The following is a 16625-nucleotide window of genomic DNA, read 5'->3' as shown; positions in this document are numbered from 1 at the left end:
CGGAAATACGGATTGCCGCCGTACAGGTTTCCCCATACGGCGGCAATCTTGTTATTTATTGAACAAATCACTGTGCGTCCCGGTACGGATCAACGTAAGCACCAACACATCTTCTTCAATACGATAGATAAGCAGCCAGTCCGGTTGAATGTGACATTCCCTGTGCCCTATCCAATCGCCGGTTAATTCATGGTCTTTATTTTTCTCTGGTAACTTTTCTCCTCGCGACAAAGCCCGGATAATATCGTCCAACAGTTCAACATTCATGTGACGCTTCATTGCCAGTTTGTAATCTTTTTTAAATTTTGTCGTCCAGACAATATCACGCTTCATTGTTTCAGCTCCCTGAGCGCTTCTTCCACATCAGAATAATGTTTCACACTGGAATCACGCGCAATCCGCTCTGCTTCTAACATAGCAGCAATGGTTTCCTTGTTCGGCTGTTCCAGCCTGACTTCAAAAGGAAAACCACCTGCCCGCAGCGACTGACGCAGGAAAACATTAATGGCAGTAGTAAGGTTCACACCTAATTCGCCGTAGAGAGCTTCACATTTCTTTTTGATGTCACTGTCCATGCGGACACTGAAATTTGTAGTACCTGCCATTGTCTCATCCCCTTTCAAGTTTATTATACTTATAATATACGTCATTTGCAATGCAAAATCAACTCAATAGAATCAAAATTGAAAAGTAAATCAGGGGATTACACTGAAATTCTTAACTTTATTTTTTCGCTTCTTTTCTCTTTTTCCGTTTCAGGCGAAGAACCTCCTGTTTCTCCTGAATCCGTTTCGCCTCTTTTTTATCTGTAAGCTCAATGGTCTTAATTACATAATACTTCTTTTCATCCGTACTCTTAAAACGGATTTTCCCTTTCATCAGACCATGCCGGGGACAACTGGAAACACAGACATACCTCCGGGCATTTACTGCAAACCAGCGAATCTTTTTCTTCACCGGTTTCTGACATATGGGACAAATCACATTTAACATTCCCTTTTCCCTCAAGGCTCTCTCTTTGGAGGCAAATTCCCGGGAAATAAACTTCACCTTATTTCCGTAAGAGACCGTAATCTCCTCTGGTTTCCTTTTGGGATTCTGATAGACGTCAATGGACGAATTCTCCGGTACCATCTGATTCTTTAACCGTTTCATGACTTCCCCGGTATACCAGGCATCCACCAGCGCCCGATGAAGGGTCATCTTGCACTCAATTCCCATGGTTTCCATGGCATACTGCAAAGATCTGCGGGGTTCTTTTTCCCCGCAGTAAATTCCAAACAGCTTTTGTACATCGTAATAGATCACCGGACCCGGAAGCAGTCCCAGGATATTATAGTACTTCATATTTCTCTGCAGCTCCAGAAGATCAAGATCTCCCCAGGTGCAGAAACGCCTGTCTTCCCCGCACCACTTCAGAAACCCGGTCACAGCCCGGGGAAATAAAAGCCCGTTCAGCAGGTTCTTATAATCCAGATGAATCACTTCTCTTGTTTTCTCATGAATCCACCGGTATACCTGCGGCTTTACCATAGTGTGAAAGGTATCCACAAGCCGGAAATTTTCATCCAGTTTCACCGCCCCGATTTCAACAATCTCAAAGGGCAGGCCCTTTTCTTCTTTCTCTTTTCCTTCCGGACACTGGTTCCATTCCAGGTCAAAAACGATGTAATGCATTTTAATACGTTACCTTTGCCTTTCCTTTCCCTCTGGCAATCAGGGCTTTCTGTAGATCGGCAGCCTCATTTTTCAGCGCTTCTTCATCCATGATAAGCCTTCCGTCATATTTCAGAAATACTCCGTCCACCATGGTATACTTCACATTCTGGCTGTTGCTGCTGTATAAAATAGAAATAACCGGATGATAGATCGGGAAGGTATCCAGCCCGTTTAAATCCCAGATAACCAAATCTGCAGGAGCGCCTTCCTTTACTTCTCCCGTTCCGAAGGGGAATGCTTTGTGGCCTTCCATCAGATGCCTCCAGATTTCCTGCATGGTATGAGTGGAAGAATCCCGGTCGAAGAATTTACCCAGAAGAGCAAACAGTCTTGCCTGCTCCACAGGATTTAAGGTGTTGGAACTGGCCGCTCCGTCCGTTCCGAATCCATAATTGAGCTGCCTGTAATAATCGAAGAATCCCCCTTTCCCGGAGGCCAGTTTTAAATAAGTTTTGGGGCAGAAAGCGAACCAGGTATCCTCCTTTAAGAATTTCAGATCTTCTTCCTCTACCCAGAGGCCGTGGCCGATTAAGACCTTACAGTCAAAACCTCCTGCTTCATTGAGGATTCCAAAGGGCGTCATCCCCGTCTCCTCTCTGGCCTTCTCCACCTGCACATCTTCCTCGGAAACATGAAGATGAACAGGCAGCTCCAGAGCTTTCGCCCGATCCACAATTTCTCCCAGCGTAGGCGCCGGACAGGTATAGTTGGCATGAGGTCCCATGTGAAATGCCACCCGGTTAGAATCTTCCCGGTGTTCTTTGATAAACCGGGTAACTTCTTCCAGACGTTCCTTAAAATCCGGCGTACCCCCAAATAGAGTAGGCGCCAGATCGCCCCGGATTCCCGTCTCTTTCACCGCCCGCAGCACCTGTTCTTCTCCAAAATAGTGATCGGCAAATACCGTTACTCCATTATTAATCATCTCTGCAATTCCCAGCCTGGTTCCCACGTAAATGTCCTGATCTGTCATCTTGCTTTCATAAGGCCAGATCATTTCATTAAACCAGTCGTCTGCTGTTACATCTTCCGCAATTCCCTTAAAAATATTCATCGCCGTATGGGTATGAAGGTTTGGAATTCCCGGACTGATATAGTATTTCCCACAGTCAATTTCTTCGTCCGCCCTGATGTTCCCGTCATCGGAGGTACTGTCCATAATTTTTAAAATCTTCCCATCGCTGATATAGACGTTCTTTCCGGAAATACATTCGGCGTCTTTTGTCAGTATTCTCGCATTTTTTAATAAATAACTTTTCTTCATACTCATCCCTTCCTTTGCCGTTCCCTTTTTTGAGTGCTATTATACCATATCCCTCCTTCTATTGCCAGTCATGCCAATCTGTGATAGCATAACAGCGTAACAGTTCAGCCATAGGCTGTCCGTGAGAGAAAATCATGCTCGCATGATTTTTCAATCGGGCAGACCTATGAGCTGAACTGTTACATCAAAGCAATTCTGAAAATAAAGGAGTTTTTCCCATGAAAAAGGTTTTAGTCATCGGTTCTGCCGTTGCCGATGTGGTTATTAATCTGGAAAACCGTCTTCCCCGTACCGGAGAAGACGTCCATGTAATAAAGCAGCAGCTTTCCCTGGGCGGATGCGCCTATAATGTCTCCGATTCTATCCGCCATTTTCAGGCGCCCTACCTTTTATTCTCCCCGGTTGGAACCGGCGTCTACGGAAACTTTGTCCGGGAAGAGTTAAGGAAGCGGCAAATCGTCTCTCCCATACCCACTCCGCAGCAGGAAAACGGCTGCTGTTACTGTTTTGTGGAGACCACCGGAGAACGTACCTTCGTCTGTTACCACGGAGCAGAATACCTGTTTCAAAAGGAGTGGTTTTCCCTTCTGGATCTGTCACAGATTGATTCGGTTTATCTGTGCGGCCTGGAAATCGAGGAGGTAACCGGCGACGTAATTATTGACTTTCTCTGTGAGAATCCACAGCTTACCGTTTATTTTGCCCCGGGTCCCCGGTTTACAAAAATCGAACCCCGTAAAATTCAACGTCTTCTTTCCCTCTCACCCATTCTCCATCTGAACCGCCGGGAGGCAGAAGAAGCAAGCGGCATGGAACATGTAGAGGAAGCGGCCCGTTGGCTGTACGAAAAAACTTCCAATCTGGTGGTAATTACCCTGGGAGAAAAAGGCTGTTACTATTTTGACGGACAAAAAGAAGCTTACATTCCCTCCGTCAGAGCCAGACAGGCAGATACCATCGGCGCCGGAGACGCCCATATCGGAAGTCTGATCGCCTGCCTGAAACAGGGCGACGATCTGGAGACCGCTCTTGGGAAAGCAAACCGGGTTTCCTCCGCAGTAGTGGAAACCGAAGGCGCCCTCCTTTCCGACGAGGCTTTCGGAAAACTGTTTCCGCAGAATTAAATTCCATATGCATCTGGCCGCATCCATAGCGGAACGTTTATATTATAGGAAAGTTTGTATATTACAGTTTAAAAGAATTTGACTTTGCGCACAATGGAGATGAGACTCAGGGAATCGTGGAAGCCTTTGCTGAACGCGATTTCCGGTTTCGGAGGCTCATCGGAGTGTTTTTGTGCGCTTCGCGCGGAAGGATATTTTGTGCCTTTTGCCAAGTATAGAAAAAAAGAGAGGCTTTTGACACCTTAATCCTTTTACATAAAAACTTCCGTATGGAACAGGACAAAGCCTGTTGTCTCATACGGAAGTTTCTTTTAACTTTTTAATCTTTCATCCATCTCATAAATGGCTTCTATCATATATTCCTGGAATTTCAGTTCATCTGCGTCCAGCAGAACACAGACCGGACAGTCTTCCTTATCGTAAAGCCACCATCTCCGGTCGCAGATGGTCATTCCCCGGTTGACGCCGCCGCTGCACTCCACGGTAACCGGCATTCTCTCTCCTTTAAAGAGTTCCGGATGAAGCAGATACATAAAGGTTACTGCATCGTGAATGGCACACATGGGCGCATGTTTATAAGATTTTCCCTCCAGATAGAAGCCCAGCATATCTCCGATCCGTCTGGAAACCTCTCCCTTGCTCTGGGCAAGCTTGGCAATCTGGTTTCTGGTCAATCCGCATTTCCTGGTTACATCCAGTCCGCACATGACTGTGGGAACTCCCTCGTTATAAACAATCTGCGCCGCCTCCGGATCTTCATAAATATTAAACTCTGCCGTAGGCGTTACATTTCCGTAAGAAGCGCTGCCTCCCATGAGCACCACTTCCTCAATCCGTTCCTTCACCTCGGGAAATACACGGAACAATAAAGCGATATTGGTCAGAGGGCCTGTGGGTACCAAAGTTACCTTTTCTCCCTCCGGAAGATTCATAATCAGATCCCGCATAAATGCCACGGCATTTTCAGAAACCAGTTCCTTTTTGGCCTGTGGCAGCTCCACTTCTCCCAGCCCGTTCTTTCCATGAACGTCTGCTGCGGGAAGAGGACTGCGCAGAAGAGGCACGGGAGAACCTTTTGCCACCGGGACATCCAGTCTGTAAAATTCCGCCAGATTTCTGGCGTTTGCCGTTATTTTCTCTATGGACTGATTTCCGGTTACTGTGGTAATTGCCAGCAGTTCAAAGGCTTCCGGATGAGCGGCCGCCAGACACAGGGCAATCGCATCGTCAATTCCCGGATCACAATCCATAATAATTTTTCTTCTATTTTCCACTTAAACGCTCCTTTTTCTTTTTCTGGCCGTAATAGAATATTGCAAGTCCCACAAGGGTTGCCAGATAAGGCACCATCAGGACAATTTCGTAAGGTATCATAGAGGTCAGCTGCATAATATTGGCAAATGCCTGGGCAATACCAAACAGCAGAGACACCAGCAGACTTCCCACCGGCGTATTGCCTCCCATGCTGGCAGCAGCCAGCGCAATGAAACCACGGCCTCCGGACATATCTTTTGTAAACATATTCATATATCCGCCGGAAAGGAAGAAGCCTCCCATGGAAGCCAGCACGCCGCTGAGAACCAGGGCAATATACTGGATCTTTCTGGAACTGATCCCAACTGATTCTGCCGCATCCTTATTTTCTCCTACGGCCCGGATTGCCAGTCCCAGAGGCGTCTTATACAGGAACAGATGAAGCAGGATGACCGCTATAATCGCAATCCAGGTCAGAATATTCTGTCCGGAAAGCACTTCTCCCAGAAACGGAATGTCTTTTACTAAGGGTATCACCACTTCCGGCGCAGAGATACTTTTAATGGAGGAGGAAACTCCGCGGTCGCCGGAAAAAGCAACCATAATCAAAACCGTTCCGCCTGTAGCCGTCAGGTTAATGGCAATTGCCGCCAGAATTTCATCGGTCTTTAAATTTAAAACGAAGAATGCCAGAATCAGGCCAATCAGACCGCCGATTACCATGGTGATAATCAGACCCATCCATGCGCTTGACGTTAAAGAGGAAAAGATAACTCCAAACAAAGCGGAAAAAAGCATGATTCCTTCCAGCGCCATATTGGTAATTCCCGATTTGGATGCAATCGACGATGCAAGAGTGGCAAACAGAATCGGAGTTGTTGATCTTAAAATCGTGCTGAAAAAATCAGGGGATAAAATTGCACTCCACATACTTATGCCACCTCCTCGTCTTTAAGAGCTGCTTTCGCCTCTTTTGCAATAATCTTATGTTTATACTTACTCAGGAACTGCTCTGCCACTACCAGCAGAATAATAATACCCTGCGTAATCTGCACAATTTCCAGAGTAACATCTGTCCGGCGGGCCATAATGGAGGCGCCGGTTCTTAAATACGCCAGGAATAAAGCTGCAAACGGCGTATACAGCGGATTCTTTTTGGACAGAGTACAGATAATAATCGCATCCCATCCGTATCCCATAAGAGAAGTCCAGGTAAATCTGGAGTAAATGGGACTCAGCATTTCCACACCGCCGCCAAGGCCGGCCACAAAACCGCCCAGAAGCTGGGAAACGATAATAACTTTCACAATGTTGATTCCTGAATAACGGGCAAACTCTTCATTCTCACCTGTCAGACGCAGTTCATATCCTGCTTTGGTACGGTACAGGAACCAATATCCAAGCACTGCCACTCCAATGGCGATAATCAAACCGAAGTGAATTCTGGTTCCCGGTACTATTTTCACCAATTTAGAAACTTCCAGTAATTTGTAAGAAGCTGCGCTTGCATCCGGATCGCCGATTACATTATTCAGCATATAGTTTCCGAAATACAGAGCAATATAGTTAATCATCAGCGAAGATACCAGCTCGCTTGCCGTTGTGGTAATCTTCATAATCGCCGGAATCGCTGTAAATACAGCGCCCGCCAGTCCCGCACATAACAGAGCTGTCACCGGAGAAATAAACGGGGCTGCCAGCTTAATGGCAATACAGGTGGCAAACAGACCTCCCACATGGAACGCACCTTCTCCTGCCAGGTTAATCTGATTGGCAGAAAACATAATACATACGCCCGTTCCTGTGAAAATCAGAGGAATCATGGATTCTACCACGTTTCCCAGACTTCTCTTACTTTTCAGAGGCCCTATCAGCAGATTGGTAATTGCGTTTACCGGTTCCTCACTTACCAGAAAAATAATTCCAAAGGAGATGGCAAGCGCAATTAATACGGATAATATAGTTCTTAATATATCAAATCTTTTTGAACTAATCATAGGTTACGCCCTCCAATACATCATCGCGCTTGATTCCCAACATATGCTGTCCAAGCTCATCTTCAGTAACTTTCTCCACATCGGTGAAGAATCCTGCAAATTTTCCTTTATACATAACTGCAAGCCGATCGCTTAAAGCAAAGATTTCCGTTAAATCCGCAGAAATCAGAATGACGGCACAGCCCGCGTCACGAAATTCCAGAAGCCGTTTACGGATAAAGGCAGCGGCGCCCACGTCGATTCCACGGGTTGGCTGGTTGGCAATGATAATATCCGGCTGGGTGGAAAATTCTCTGGCAACGATAACCTTCTGGATATTCCCTCCTGAGAGCATTCCTACGTTCTGCTTTCTGGATTTACATTTGATAATATACTCTTTAATTAATTCATCGCTGCGTTTTTCAATGGCTTTTTTCTTCATCATAAATCTGCCGGAGAATTTCCCGTCTTTGTATTGATTGGAAAACAGATTTTCCTGAATACTCAGATCTTTGGCGCAGCCGGAGGTCATACGATCCTCGGGAATATGTGCCAGTTTCATCTCCCGGATGTCTTTAACGGAAGAATTCTGAATGTCCTTACCCTTTACCAGGATCTCGCCCTTATATTTTTTATTCAGGCCGGTGAGGGTATCAATCAGCTCCGTCTGGCCGTTTCCTTCCACCCCTGCGATCCCCAGAATTTCTCCGCCCTTCAGGTCGAAGGAGAGATTATCCACCTTCATAACCCCCTGGGAATTATTAATGGTAAGGTTTCTGACCTTTAAGAAGACCTCGTCGGTCAGCTTCTGTTCCTCTTTCTCAAACTGCAGGGAAACTTCATGGCCCACCATCAGTCTGGACATTTCCTGAGTGGTAATGTTTTCCACCTCGTAAGTACCCATGCTCTTACCATTTCTCATAATGGTGGCCCGGTTACAGATCTTCTTAATTTCATCCAGCTTATGGGAAATAAAAATAATGGTGTGGCCTTTTTCTCTTAATTTCAGAAGCTGAACAAACAGCTCGTCCGTTTCCTGGGGCGTCAGCACGGCTGTGGGCTCATCCAGAATTAAGATTTCCGCTCCCCGGTACAGAGCCTTGAGAATTTCCACTTTCTGTTTAATACCTACGGGAATATCTTCCACTTTCTGTTTTACATCAATGTCGAAATTATATTCCTTAGCTATAGAAGAAGCTGCCTCAACAGCCTTATCCATATCAATAAAAAGGCCTTTCTTCGGCGCAACTCCCAGGATAATATTTTCCGCCACAGTCAGCGACGGCACCAGCATGAAATGCTGATGTACCATACCGATTCCTTTGCTGATCGCATCCTGAGGAGATTTTATACTTACAGGATTTCCCTTTAAAATAATTTCGCCCTGATCCGGAGCCTCAATTCCGAAAAGTACCTTCATCAGCGTACTTTTTCCGGCGCCGTTTTCTCCCAGGAGTGCGTGGATTTCACTTTTTCTCAGCTCTAATGACACGTCTTCGTTGGCTACCACACCATTGCCGTATATTTTCATGATGTGATTCATCTGTAATACAGTCTGATCATTCAATCCCTCTCACCCCGCTTTTTCTTCCATATGATAAAAATCCTGCACCGTCGAAAATCTTGGTGCAGGATTTTCCGTTACTTACTAAAGTTTATTTTACTTTCACAGAGTCAATTAACTCCTGAATCTCATCGTTGCTCATAGCATTGTCGCCTAAAGCTGTAGGAACTTCAATCTCTCCGTCTGTAATCTGCTGTTTCAGTTCCTCAATCTTTGTACGGATATTTTCCGGTACAACTTCGCTGTAATGGTCGTCTTCCAGCAATTCTACGCCGCCTTCTGCGAATCCCAGATATTCTGTCTGATCGAATTCCAGTTCTTCTTCCATATCCGCTTTAATGGCACGAATCAGAGAGTTACCAACATTTTTCAGTGCGGAAGTCGGAATATAATCTGCATATTCCGGAAGAAGCGCCGCCTGGTCAGAGTCAACGCCGAAGGCATATTTCTGAGACTGGGCCGCTGCCTCAATCTGTCCGAGTCCTGCACTTCCGGCTACGTTAAATCCTACGTCTGCGCCATTCTGATACTGAGTCAGAGCCATATCCTTACCGGCTGCAGAATCATAGAAGTTTCCAACATAAGCCAGAGCTACCTGAATTTCCGGATCGATATCCTTAGCTCCCTGAATGTAACCAACCAGGAAGTCATTGATAACCGAGTTTTCCATTCCGCCCAGGAATCCGATAACTTTATTGGACGGATCCACATAAGGCAGAGTCTCATCTGTGGTCATCATCGCTGCTGCTGCTCCTACCAGATAAGAAACCTCATTCTGTTTGTAGAGAACATTATAGACATTATCATTCTCTGATACGGAGAAATCGTACTGTTCGTCAAAGTAAATGAACTTCTGATCCGGATAATCGGCTGCCGCTTTTGACAGAGCGTCCAGCATCTGGAAGGTTCCCACGATAATTACATCGTAGCTTCCGTCGTCACAGTAGTCATACAGGGTAGGCTCCCATTTTGCTTCGTCTGCAGAAGTGGCTCCCATCTGCTCTACTTTAAAAGTAAACTTATCTTCACCCAGCTCATCCTGAAGTGCGGTAAGACCCTCATTTGCAGAATCATAGAATGATTTGTCTCCTAACGTACCGTTTAACAGCAGGGCTGCTTTGTAAACGTCATCGCCGCCGCCTGAGCTGTCCCCGTCCTCGCCGGAACCGCCGCAGGCTGCAAGGGAAACTACCATTCCCGCACACAGTAACATTGCTAATAATTTCTTCTTCATCTCTTTTCCTCCTTTTGTTTGGCTCTTCTGATTGCATCGCAGGTGTCATCCACCAATTGTTCTAATGTGATACTTCTGTATTTCCCCCTCATGTATGTATCCAGACGGGAAAATGCAGGGCTTATCAGTCTCTCAGGAATCACTCGTTTTCCTTCCTGCACTGCCAGTATGGGCATAATGGAGCCGGCGTTGCAGTCCACATCAATTCCGCACATGGTAATAATGTGAAGGGTTTCTTCAAAGCTGCCGTGCCCGTAAAGCAGCGCAATGATTTCACAGCAGGCATTGGGATAGGCATGAATCCAGTTATATTTTCTGTATTTCTCTTCACAGGCTTTCAGCGCCAGATGCCAGTCCTCATATTCCCGGCAGCATTCAAAGGCAAAGCGGATCACAGAATAGTATTCGCTGTCTTTTGGAATCCATTCCATAGCTTTTTGAACAACTCTGGAAACATCATTTTCCACAAAAGCATAAGAAACCATTACCGCATTAAATACTTCTCCCAGAATCCCGTTGTTTGCATGGGAAACTTCTCCGTCCGCCCATGCCAGTCTGGCCGCCGTATAAGGATCTCCCGGCGATACCATTCCACAGACGGCCGCCCGCATCTGGGCGCCTATCCATTCATTAAAAGGATTCCTGTACTGTCCGCTTTCCGGCGGAAAAATTCCATTTTTTATATTTCGTATTGCCAGTTCTTCTGCCGACCATCCGCAGGGAATCAGACCCACCCAGGAAAGGGCGATGTCTTCGGAAGTCACCTCGTACCCTTTCTGAGAAAAAGCATCCAGAAAAGCAAGCTCAAATGTAATATCATCGTTGTAGGTATTGGGTTCTCTTAAATACTCATGAACGCTTCCGAAGGCTTTATACAGATTTTCAGATGTATAGCCCTCCACCATGGTTCCCATAGCTCCGCCGATGATCTGAGCCAGCCAGGCCGCCTCTGTCTTCTCTCGGAATTCCTCCTGTGTAACATCCACTTCCCGGGCGTCCGGAAATGTTACTTTTCTTTCATACTCTTCAAAAGAATGATAGTATGTGTAATTCCAGTAGGGAGATGTGTCGTCCCTTTCTGCCTCTGCCAGTTCCCTTCTCAGAGACGCAGAAATCTTATGAAGACTGACAAAATCCTGTTCTTCATGCGCTTTTAACCCTTGTTCTAAAAGACTGTAGCCTTTTTCACTGATTTGGTATCCCCGGTTTTCCATGGCCTGAACCGCCGCGATCATAATTTTCTCCGGCGCTCCGGAGCCAGGCACATGGCTGCCCCAGTCAAGATTCAGATTGCTGTCATAAAATTCCGAGACATTGGTATTTTCCGTCCAGGTCTGCTCTTCTTCCTTCAATATGACTGGTTTCGCATTTGTGTAAACTTTTTGAGCCATTTCCCATGCTTTCATACATTAGCCTTCCTTTCTGTCAAAGCCGGATACCTGTCTTTTGTCATATCACCATTTTACAATACAGTTCCGAAAATTTCCATATAAATTTTGAAAATTCTTGTCAACGTCCAGGAAAAAGAGATAAAATGTTTTATATGTATAACACTGCCCTTCACACCAAGGGGCAGGGCTGTTATTCCACACATCTATATTAGGAGGATATTATGTACGCTTTTTTTACCCTGATTGCCGGCGCCTGCCAGTCCGCCATGGCCAGTTTAAACGGCATGATAACCAGTTATCTGGGAATGTTCGGAATGAGTCTTGCCGTTCATGTTATCGGCGGACTGCTGCTGATTCTCTATATGAAACTTACCACCCGTGAGAAATTAAAGATTACCGGGCTTCCCTGGTATCTGTATTCTGCCGGATTTTTCGGAATTTTTCTGGTGGCGACTTCCAGCTATTGTATCGGAAACCTGGGGGTATCGGTAACCACCTGCCTGTCTGTTACCGGACAGCTCGCCATCTCCGCAGTCATTGATCACTTCGGTTGGTTCGGCGTTCCCAAAGCAGCCTTCAACTTAAAACGACTTCCCTGCTTCGCCCTGATTCTGGCAGGACTTCTGATTATTAATTTATCTTAGAAAGGTGGATTTGATTATGGCATTTGTATTAACCCTGGCCTTTTTCAATGGATGCGCAACAGTAATCTCTAAAATGATTAATTACCGCTGTACAAAAATACTGGGAACCAATAATGGTTCCCTGGTAAATTATGTGGTAGCTTCTGTTGTTTCTTTTCTCCTGCTGCTGGTTTCTTCCCGTTTCCATATTGATTTCTACTCCTTCGTCCAGGCTCCCTGGTGGATGTATCTGGGAGGAGCTTTCGGAATTCTGGCCTTTATTATCTCTATGATTACCCTGAACCGCCTGAAAGTGATGGAATCTACCATCCTCCTTTTGGTGGGACAGCTTACCGCCGGAATTCTCTTTGATATGCTGGTCCTTCACAATATAAACGGCCCGAAACTCTTCGGGATTCTCCTGGTAGCAGCGGGTATCATTGCCGATAATAAGGTAACCGCCTCACAGCACTAACCCTTCGGCAACATGCTCTGCCTCCGCCAGAGCCGCCTCCATTAACCGGGAAATCTCTGCCCCCTCCATATCCAGGCCTTCGGCGTGAACTTCATAAAAGGCGTCAATCCCGAACATTTTGCACAGGCCCTCCAGATAGCGGGCGCCGTTTTCCATATCTGTATTCTCAAAGGCACAGCCCCGGGTGGTAAGAAAATACATCCACTGTGCCTTACATTTTCCATATAATCCTTCCGCATTACATCCGAAGGTGATTCCGTCCACAGAAATGTTTTCAATATACACCTTCAGGGCGGCAGGGATACTCAAATCCCAGAAAGGCGCTCCGATTACAATAGCGTCTGCTTCTGCAAACTGATGCGCCAGATCAAAACGGGGATGATTCCGTCTTCCTTCTGCCAGCAGCCGATCCCTCTCCATTAAGGACTCCTGATCAAAAAAGCGAATCGAAAGCCTGTCCACTTCCAGTATTTCAAAGCTCCAGTCCTCATGTAACTCTTTCATCACACCCACAGCCCGATCCAGTAATTTCTTTGTTCTGGACTCTTCTCTTCGGATGCAGGCATCCAGTACTAACACTTTCTTCATTTTTCTGCTTTCTCCTTTCCTGCTGCTTTTTCTCTTCTCTTTACATCTTTTCCCAACAGTTTATACACCGTAGCCGTAAGGGGAACTCCCACTAACATTCCCATGATTCCGCCGATTCCGCCTCCCACGGTAACTGCCGCCAGCACCCACATGCCGGGAAGTCCGATAGAAGAACCCACCACTTTGGGATAAATCAGATTTCCTTCAATCTGCTGCAAAATCACCAGAAAAACTAAAAATCCCAGAGCCTGTAAGGGATTCTCTGTAAAAATCAGAAAGGCCCCCACAGCCGCTCCGATATAAGCGCCCACGATAGGCAGAAGGGCTGTGGCTCCCACCAGGGTTCCCACCATAGCCGCATAAGGGAAGCGAAGGATCAGCATTCCCACTGCACACAGGGTTCCCAGAATGACCGCCTCCGTACACTGCCCGATAATAAAGTGGCGGAACGTATCGTGGGCCACTTTTGCAACCCGGTAGAATTTCTCTGTCTTGTGGGGCTTTACATAAACATTCAGCATTCGTTTAAACTGTCCTAAAAGGGTTTCTTTATTCATAAGAAAATAAATGGAAAAGATCAGAGAGATCACCAGATTGATGATCCATTTTCCCAACACGCCCACAATGGTAAAGGTGGAATTTAAGATCCCTCCCACACCGCTTGTCACATAGGTAAACACATTCTTAATAATATTTTCCCAGTCAAGCTGGGCGTTGTTAATCCAGTCCCGGATCTGGGGCCATTCCCTACTGTAGCTTAACAGCCAGGTCTGGAATCTCTCCAGATAAGGCGGAATTCCCTTCCCCAGCACCACAATCGCATTCAGCAGTTCCGGCAGTACCAGTTTGACAATGAAAATAACAATTCCCAGCGTCAGAATAATAGACAACAGTACGCAGACCGGCCTTCTGGATTTTCTGACAAATCCGGAAGACCCATTGGGAAAATACAGTTTCTCCAGTCCGCTCATAATAATATTCAGGATATAAGCCAGAACGCATCCCAGCGTCAGCGGAAATAAAATCCCCCATAAATTTCCGGCCATCCTTAAAATCGGCTCAAAATATAAAACCACCAGAACCAGAGCCGCTGCAAAAATCATATATTTTACAATCCGAAAATCCAGTTTCTTTTTTTCCATTTTTCAGAATTCTCCTTTCCTGTTGTTCTGATTATATGCTTTCTTTTCTTCCTTCTCAACAGAAATTTTTCCTTTTATGCATTATGCTTTTATTTTTACCATTTTTGTTTACTCATTTATTGATACTTCACAATTCTTTCAAAAAGTGATAGAATAGAGGACGTAATTTAGCTAGTTTTTTAAGGTTTTATCATCAAAGAAATGGAGGAATCGTTATGGATGTGCTCAGTCAGAAAGTACAGGAGCTAATGAAAGAACTGGAACCTAAATTCATTGAAGATCTGCACTGGTTTCATGAAAATCCTGAGATGAGTTTTAAAGAATTTGATACTACCGCATATATCCGTAAAGAGCTGGAAGCTTTAGGTATCGAAATTCTGGATTCAGGATTGGAAACCGGCTTGGTAGGTTATCTCCGCGGAGGGGAGGAAGGTCCTTGTATTGCTCTTCGGGCAGACATTGACGCTCTCCCTGTCACAGAAGAATCTACCTGCACCTATCCGTCCAAACGCCCCGGCATGATGCATGCCTGCGGCCATGACACCCATGCATCGTCTCTTCTTTCCGCAGCCAGAATCCTGGCTCAGTTAAAGGATCAGATTCACGGCAGTGTGAAATTCTTTTTCCAGCCGGCGGAAGAGATCAATCTGGGAGCCAAGAAAATGGTTAAACTTGGATGTCTGGAAGGTGTGGATGCAATCTTTGGTCTTCACAATTCTCCTGAAATCCCGCTGGGAACTGTGGCTGTTAAGCATGGAGCTTTAATGGCTGCTGTAGACAGAATTGAAATTACGATTAAAGGAAAAGGCGGACACGGAGGTATTCCCCAGCGGAATGTAGATCCCGTTGTCTGTGCAGCAGCAATTATCCAGGGAGCGCAAACCATTGTCAGCCGCAATGTCAGTCCAATTGATTCCTGTGTTATATCTATCTGCAGTGTCAAAGCCGGAGAAGGCGCCAATAACGTCACACCGGATTCCGTAACCATGCTGGGAACGGTACGTACCTATTCCAAAGAAGTGGAAGCCTGTGTGGTAAAACGCCTGACCGCCCTTGTGGATTCTATCTGCGCCGCTTATGAATGTGAAGGAAATCTGAACTATATCTATGAGCTGCCGCCTACAACCAATGATGAGGCTCTCTATCCGGCCGCCCATGAGGCTGTTACCTCTATCGGTGCAGAACCGGTAGATCCCATTCCTTCCACCGGCGGAGAAGATTTCTCCATTTTCATGGAAGAATGTCCCGGTTTCTTCTATTGGCTGGGAACCCGGAACGAAGAAAATGACTGTGTTTATTCCTGGCACAGCCCTCACTTTAAAGCAGATGAACGCTGTATTGCCATCGGGGCAGGCACCTATGCCATGTCCGTCTTTAAGGCAATTGAACACCTGAGTAAAAAATAATTATTATTTTATAACTATCTGATAAAGATTTTATATGAGGAAAAGGAGATCTTATGGAAAATACGAAAAATATATTAAAGAACTGGCCTTTCCATCTGGTCATTTGTGTGGTTGTTCTTCTATGTGAAGCAGTAAATACGATTTCTATTCCTGTATCTACAGGAAGTATCATGTTCCTTCCCATGCTTTTTGCCATGGTAGTGAGTCTGATTCTCTATCTGACAAAACCGGTAAAAATTGTAAAAAAGGAACAGTCCGTTCTGTCCAGCAAATTTGTTATTATTGCAATCGGTATCTTTCTGGCAAAAGTTGCCGTTACCAGCGGTACGCAGCTTCCCCAGGTACTGGCAGCCGGCCCTGCGCTGATTCTTCAGGAATTCGGAAACCTGGGAACCATTATTCTGGCTCTTCCTTTCGCTCTTCTTCTTGGATTTAAGAGAGAAGCAGTTGGTATGACTCATTCCATCTGCCGGGAACCAAACGTAGGATACATCGCATCCAAATACGGTCTGGATTCTCCGGAAGGCCGTGGTGTCATGACCGTTTATGTCGTAGGAACTTTAGTTGGTACCATTTTCATGGGTATCATGGCCAGCGCTCTGGGCGCTACCGGCCTGCTTCATCCTTATGCTCTGGCAATGGCCTGCGGTGTAGGAAGCGGAAGTATGATGGCAGCTTCTTCTGCCTCTTTAGTTTCTGCATTTCCGGAAATGGCAGAACAGATTACCGCTTACGCCGGAACCAGTAACGTACTTTCCAACGCAGACGGTATTGTGATGACTGTATTTATCGGTCTTCCCATGTGTAACTTCCTTTACCGGAAACTGGAACCACTCTTTAGCCGCAAGAAAAAAGCCTGACAGGA

At 45.9% G+C, this 16625-nt stretch carries 17 protein-coding genes; 5 read left to right on the top strand and 12 right to left on the bottom strand.

Annotation, left to right across the window (positions count from 1 at the left end):
- Positions 1-51: 51 nt before the first annotated feature.
- From B5F53_RS07515 to B5F53_RS07500, 4 genes are all read right to left on the bottom strand, one after another.
- Entirely contained in the window at positions 52-333 is a 282-nt protein-coding gene (locus B5F53_RS07515) for a type II toxin-antitoxin system YafQ family toxin (protein WP_087221969.1), read from the bottom strand.
- Positions 330-605 carry a type II toxin-antitoxin system RelB/DinJ family antitoxin gene (locus B5F53_RS07510; RefSeq protein ID WP_087221967.1) on the bottom strand — a complete coding sequence of 92 codons (276 nt, stop codon included), beginning with the start codon at positions 603-605 and terminating at the stop codon, positions 330-332. The genes B5F53_RS07515 and B5F53_RS07510 overlap by 4 nt, the downstream gene beginning before the upstream one ends.
- A 118-nt stretch (positions 606-723) precedes the next feature.
- Positions 724-1677, bottom strand: a complete 954-nt coding sequence (locus tag B5F53_RS07505) for a 3'-5' exonuclease (RefSeq protein ID WP_087221965.1) — start codon at positions 1675-1677, stop codon at positions 724-726.
- A gap of 1 nt (position 1678) precedes the next feature.
- Positions 1679-2983, bottom strand: coding sequence for an amidohydrolase family protein (locus B5F53_RS07500; RefSeq protein WP_087221963.1), 1305 nt, complete (start codon positions 2981-2983; stop codon positions 1679-1681).
- A gap of 218 nt (positions 2984-3201) precedes the next feature.
- Between B5F53_RS07500 and B5F53_RS07495 the strand changes: the two genes are divergently transcribed.
- A complete protein-coding gene (locus B5F53_RS07495) occupies positions 3202-4107 on the top strand; it encodes a carbohydrate kinase family protein (RefSeq protein ID WP_087221961.1) in 906 nt (301 codons plus the stop codon).
- A 311-nt stretch (positions 4108-4418) separates the two neighbouring features.
- Here the strand turns inward: B5F53_RS07495 and B5F53_RS07490 are convergent, their stop codons facing one another.
- From B5F53_RS07490 to B5F53_RS07465, 6 genes are all read right to left on the bottom strand, one after another.
- Positions 4419-5381, bottom strand: coding sequence for a nucleoside hydrolase (locus B5F53_RS07490; protein WP_242970264.1), 963 nt, complete (start codon positions 5379-5381; stop codon positions 4419-4421).
- A complete protein-coding gene (locus B5F53_RS07485) occupies positions 5371-6291 on the bottom strand; it encodes an ABC transporter permease (RefSeq protein ID WP_087221959.1) in 921 nt (306 codons plus the stop codon). The genes B5F53_RS07490 and B5F53_RS07485 overlap by 11 nt, the downstream gene beginning before the upstream one ends.
- Positions 6292-6293: 2 nt before the next feature.
- The gene (locus B5F53_RS07480) at positions 6294-7358 is read right to left on the bottom strand and encodes an ABC transporter permease (RefSeq protein WP_087221957.1); all 1065 of its coding nucleotides are present in this window, start codon (positions 7356-7358) and stop codon (positions 6294-6296) included.
- Positions 7351-8904, bottom strand: a complete 1554-nt coding sequence (locus tag B5F53_RS07475) for an ABC transporter ATP-binding protein (protein ID WP_087221955.1) — start codon at positions 8902-8904, stop codon at positions 7351-7353. The genes B5F53_RS07480 and B5F53_RS07475 overlap by 8 nt, the downstream gene beginning before the upstream one ends.
- An 88-nt stretch (positions 8905-8992) precedes the next feature.
- Complete coding sequence (locus B5F53_RS07470) at positions 8993-10135, bottom strand: BMP family lipoprotein (RefSeq protein WP_087221953.1); 1143 nt, start codon at positions 10133-10135, stop codon at positions 8993-8995.
- Complete coding sequence (locus B5F53_RS07465; protein WP_087221951.1) at positions 10132-11541, bottom strand: ADP-ribosylglycohydrolase family protein; 1410 nt, start codon at positions 11539-11541, stop codon at positions 10132-10134. The genes B5F53_RS07470 and B5F53_RS07465 overlap by 4 nt, the downstream gene beginning before the upstream one ends.
- A gap of 206 nt (positions 11542-11747) precedes the next feature.
- On the opposite strand from B5F53_RS07465, the gene B5F53_RS07460 reads away from it, so the two are divergent.
- Positions 11748-12170: a DMT family transporter gene (locus B5F53_RS07460; protein WP_087221949.1), complete on the top strand. Its 423-nt coding sequence runs from the start codon at positions 11748-11750 to the stop codon at positions 12168-12170.
- Positions 12171-12186: 16 nt separating this feature from the next.
- Positions 12187-12624, top strand: a complete 438-nt coding sequence (locus B5F53_RS07455; RefSeq protein ID WP_087221947.1) for a DMT family transporter — start codon at positions 12187-12189, stop codon at positions 12622-12624.
- Here B5F53_RS07455 and B5F53_RS07450 read toward each other — a convergent pair.
- Positions 12613-13212 (bottom strand): NAD(P)H-dependent oxidoreductase, encoded by a 600-nt coding sequence (locus tag B5F53_RS07450; RefSeq protein WP_087221945.1) that lies wholly within the window; start codon positions 13210-13212, stop codon positions 12613-12615. The genes B5F53_RS07455 and B5F53_RS07450 overlap by 12 nt on opposite strands.
- Positions 13209-14354, bottom strand: a complete 1146-nt coding sequence (locus tag B5F53_RS07445; RefSeq protein WP_087221942.1) for an AI-2E family transporter — start codon at positions 14352-14354, stop codon at positions 13209-13211. Before B5F53_RS07445 ends, B5F53_RS07450 begins: the two co-directional genes overlap by 4 nt.
- Before the next feature lie 215 nt (positions 14355-14569).
- Here B5F53_RS07445 and B5F53_RS07440 point away from each other — a divergent pair, with 215 nt between their 5' ends.
- Both B5F53_RS07440 and B5F53_RS07435 read left to right on the top strand, forming a co-directional pair.
- A complete protein-coding gene (locus tag B5F53_RS07440) occupies positions 14570-15760 on the top strand; it encodes a M20 metallopeptidase family protein (RefSeq protein WP_087221940.1) in 1191 nt (396 codons plus the stop codon).
- Between the two features lie 53 nt (positions 15761-15813).
- Positions 15814-16620: a DUF3100 domain-containing protein gene (locus tag B5F53_RS07435; RefSeq protein WP_087221938.1), complete on the top strand. Its 807-nt coding sequence runs from the start codon at positions 15814-15816 to the stop codon at positions 16618-16620.
- Positions 16621-16625 lie beyond the last annotated feature (5 nt).

Origin of the sequence: Blautia sp. An249 (assembly GCF_002159835.1) — a bacterium.
Lineage (GTDB): Bacteria > Bacillota > Clostridia > Lachnospirales > Lachnospiraceae > Blautia_A > Blautia_A avistercoris.
This window is presented reverse-complemented; position numbering and strand designations above follow the sequence as displayed.

Bases quoted from the DNA above. Each gene is read 5' to 3' on its own strand.
- B5F53_RS07515 (WP_087221969.1), bottom strand. From the start codon at position 333: ATGAAGCGTGATATTGTCTGGACGACAAAATTTAAAAAAGATTACAAA.
- B5F53_RS07485 (WP_087221959.1), bottom strand. From the start codon at position 6,291: ATGTGGAGTGCAATTTTATCCCCTGATTTTTTCAGCACGATTTTAAGA.
- B5F53_RS07495 (WP_087221961.1), top strand. From the start codon at position 3,202: ATGAAAAAGGTTTTAGTCATCGGTTCTGCCGTTGCCGATGTGGTTATT.
- B5F53_RS07440 (WP_087221940.1), top strand. From the start codon at position 14,570: ATGGATGTGCTCAGTCAGAAAGTACAGGAGCTAATGAAAGAACTGGAA.
- B5F53_RS07450 (WP_087221945.1), bottom strand. From the start codon at position 13,212: ATGAAGAAAGTGTTAGTACTGGATGCCTGCATCCGAAGAGAAGAGTCC.
- B5F53_RS07435 (WP_087221938.1), top strand. From the start codon at position 15,814: ATGGAAAATACGAAAAATATATTAAAGAACTGGCCTTTCCATCTGGTC.
- B5F53_RS07465 (WP_087221951.1), bottom strand. From the start codon at position 11,541: ATGAAAGCATGGGAAATGGCTCAAAAAGTTTACACAAATGCGAAACCA.
- B5F53_RS07470 (WP_087221953.1), bottom strand. From the start codon at position 10,135: ATGAAGAAGAAATTATTAGCAATGTTACTGTGTGCGGGAATGGTAGTT.
- B5F53_RS07445 (WP_087221942.1), bottom strand. From the start codon at position 14,354: ATGGAAAAAAAGAAACTGGATTTTCGGATTGTAAAATATATGATTTTT.
- B5F53_RS07460 (WP_087221949.1), top strand. From the start codon at position 11,748: ATGTACGCTTTTTTTACCCTGATTGCCGGCGCCTGCCAGTCCGCCATG.
- B5F53_RS07500 (WP_087221963.1), bottom strand. From the start codon at position 2,983: ATGAAGAAAAGTTATTTATTAAAAAATGCGAGAATACTGACAAAAGAC.
- B5F53_RS07480 (WP_087221957.1), bottom strand. From the start codon at position 7,358: ATGATTAGTTCAAAAAGATTTGATATATTAAGAACTATATTATCCGTA.
- B5F53_RS07510 (WP_087221967.1), bottom strand. From the start codon at position 605: ATGGCAGGTACTACAAATTTCAGTGTCCGCATGGACAGTGACATCAAA.
- B5F53_RS07505 (WP_087221965.1), bottom strand. From the start codon at position 1,677: ATGCATTACATCGTTTTTGACCTGGAATGGAACCAGTGTCCGGAAGGA.
- B5F53_RS07455 (WP_087221947.1), top strand. From the start codon at position 12,187: ATGGCATTTGTATTAACCCTGGCCTTTTTCAATGGATGCGCAACAGTA.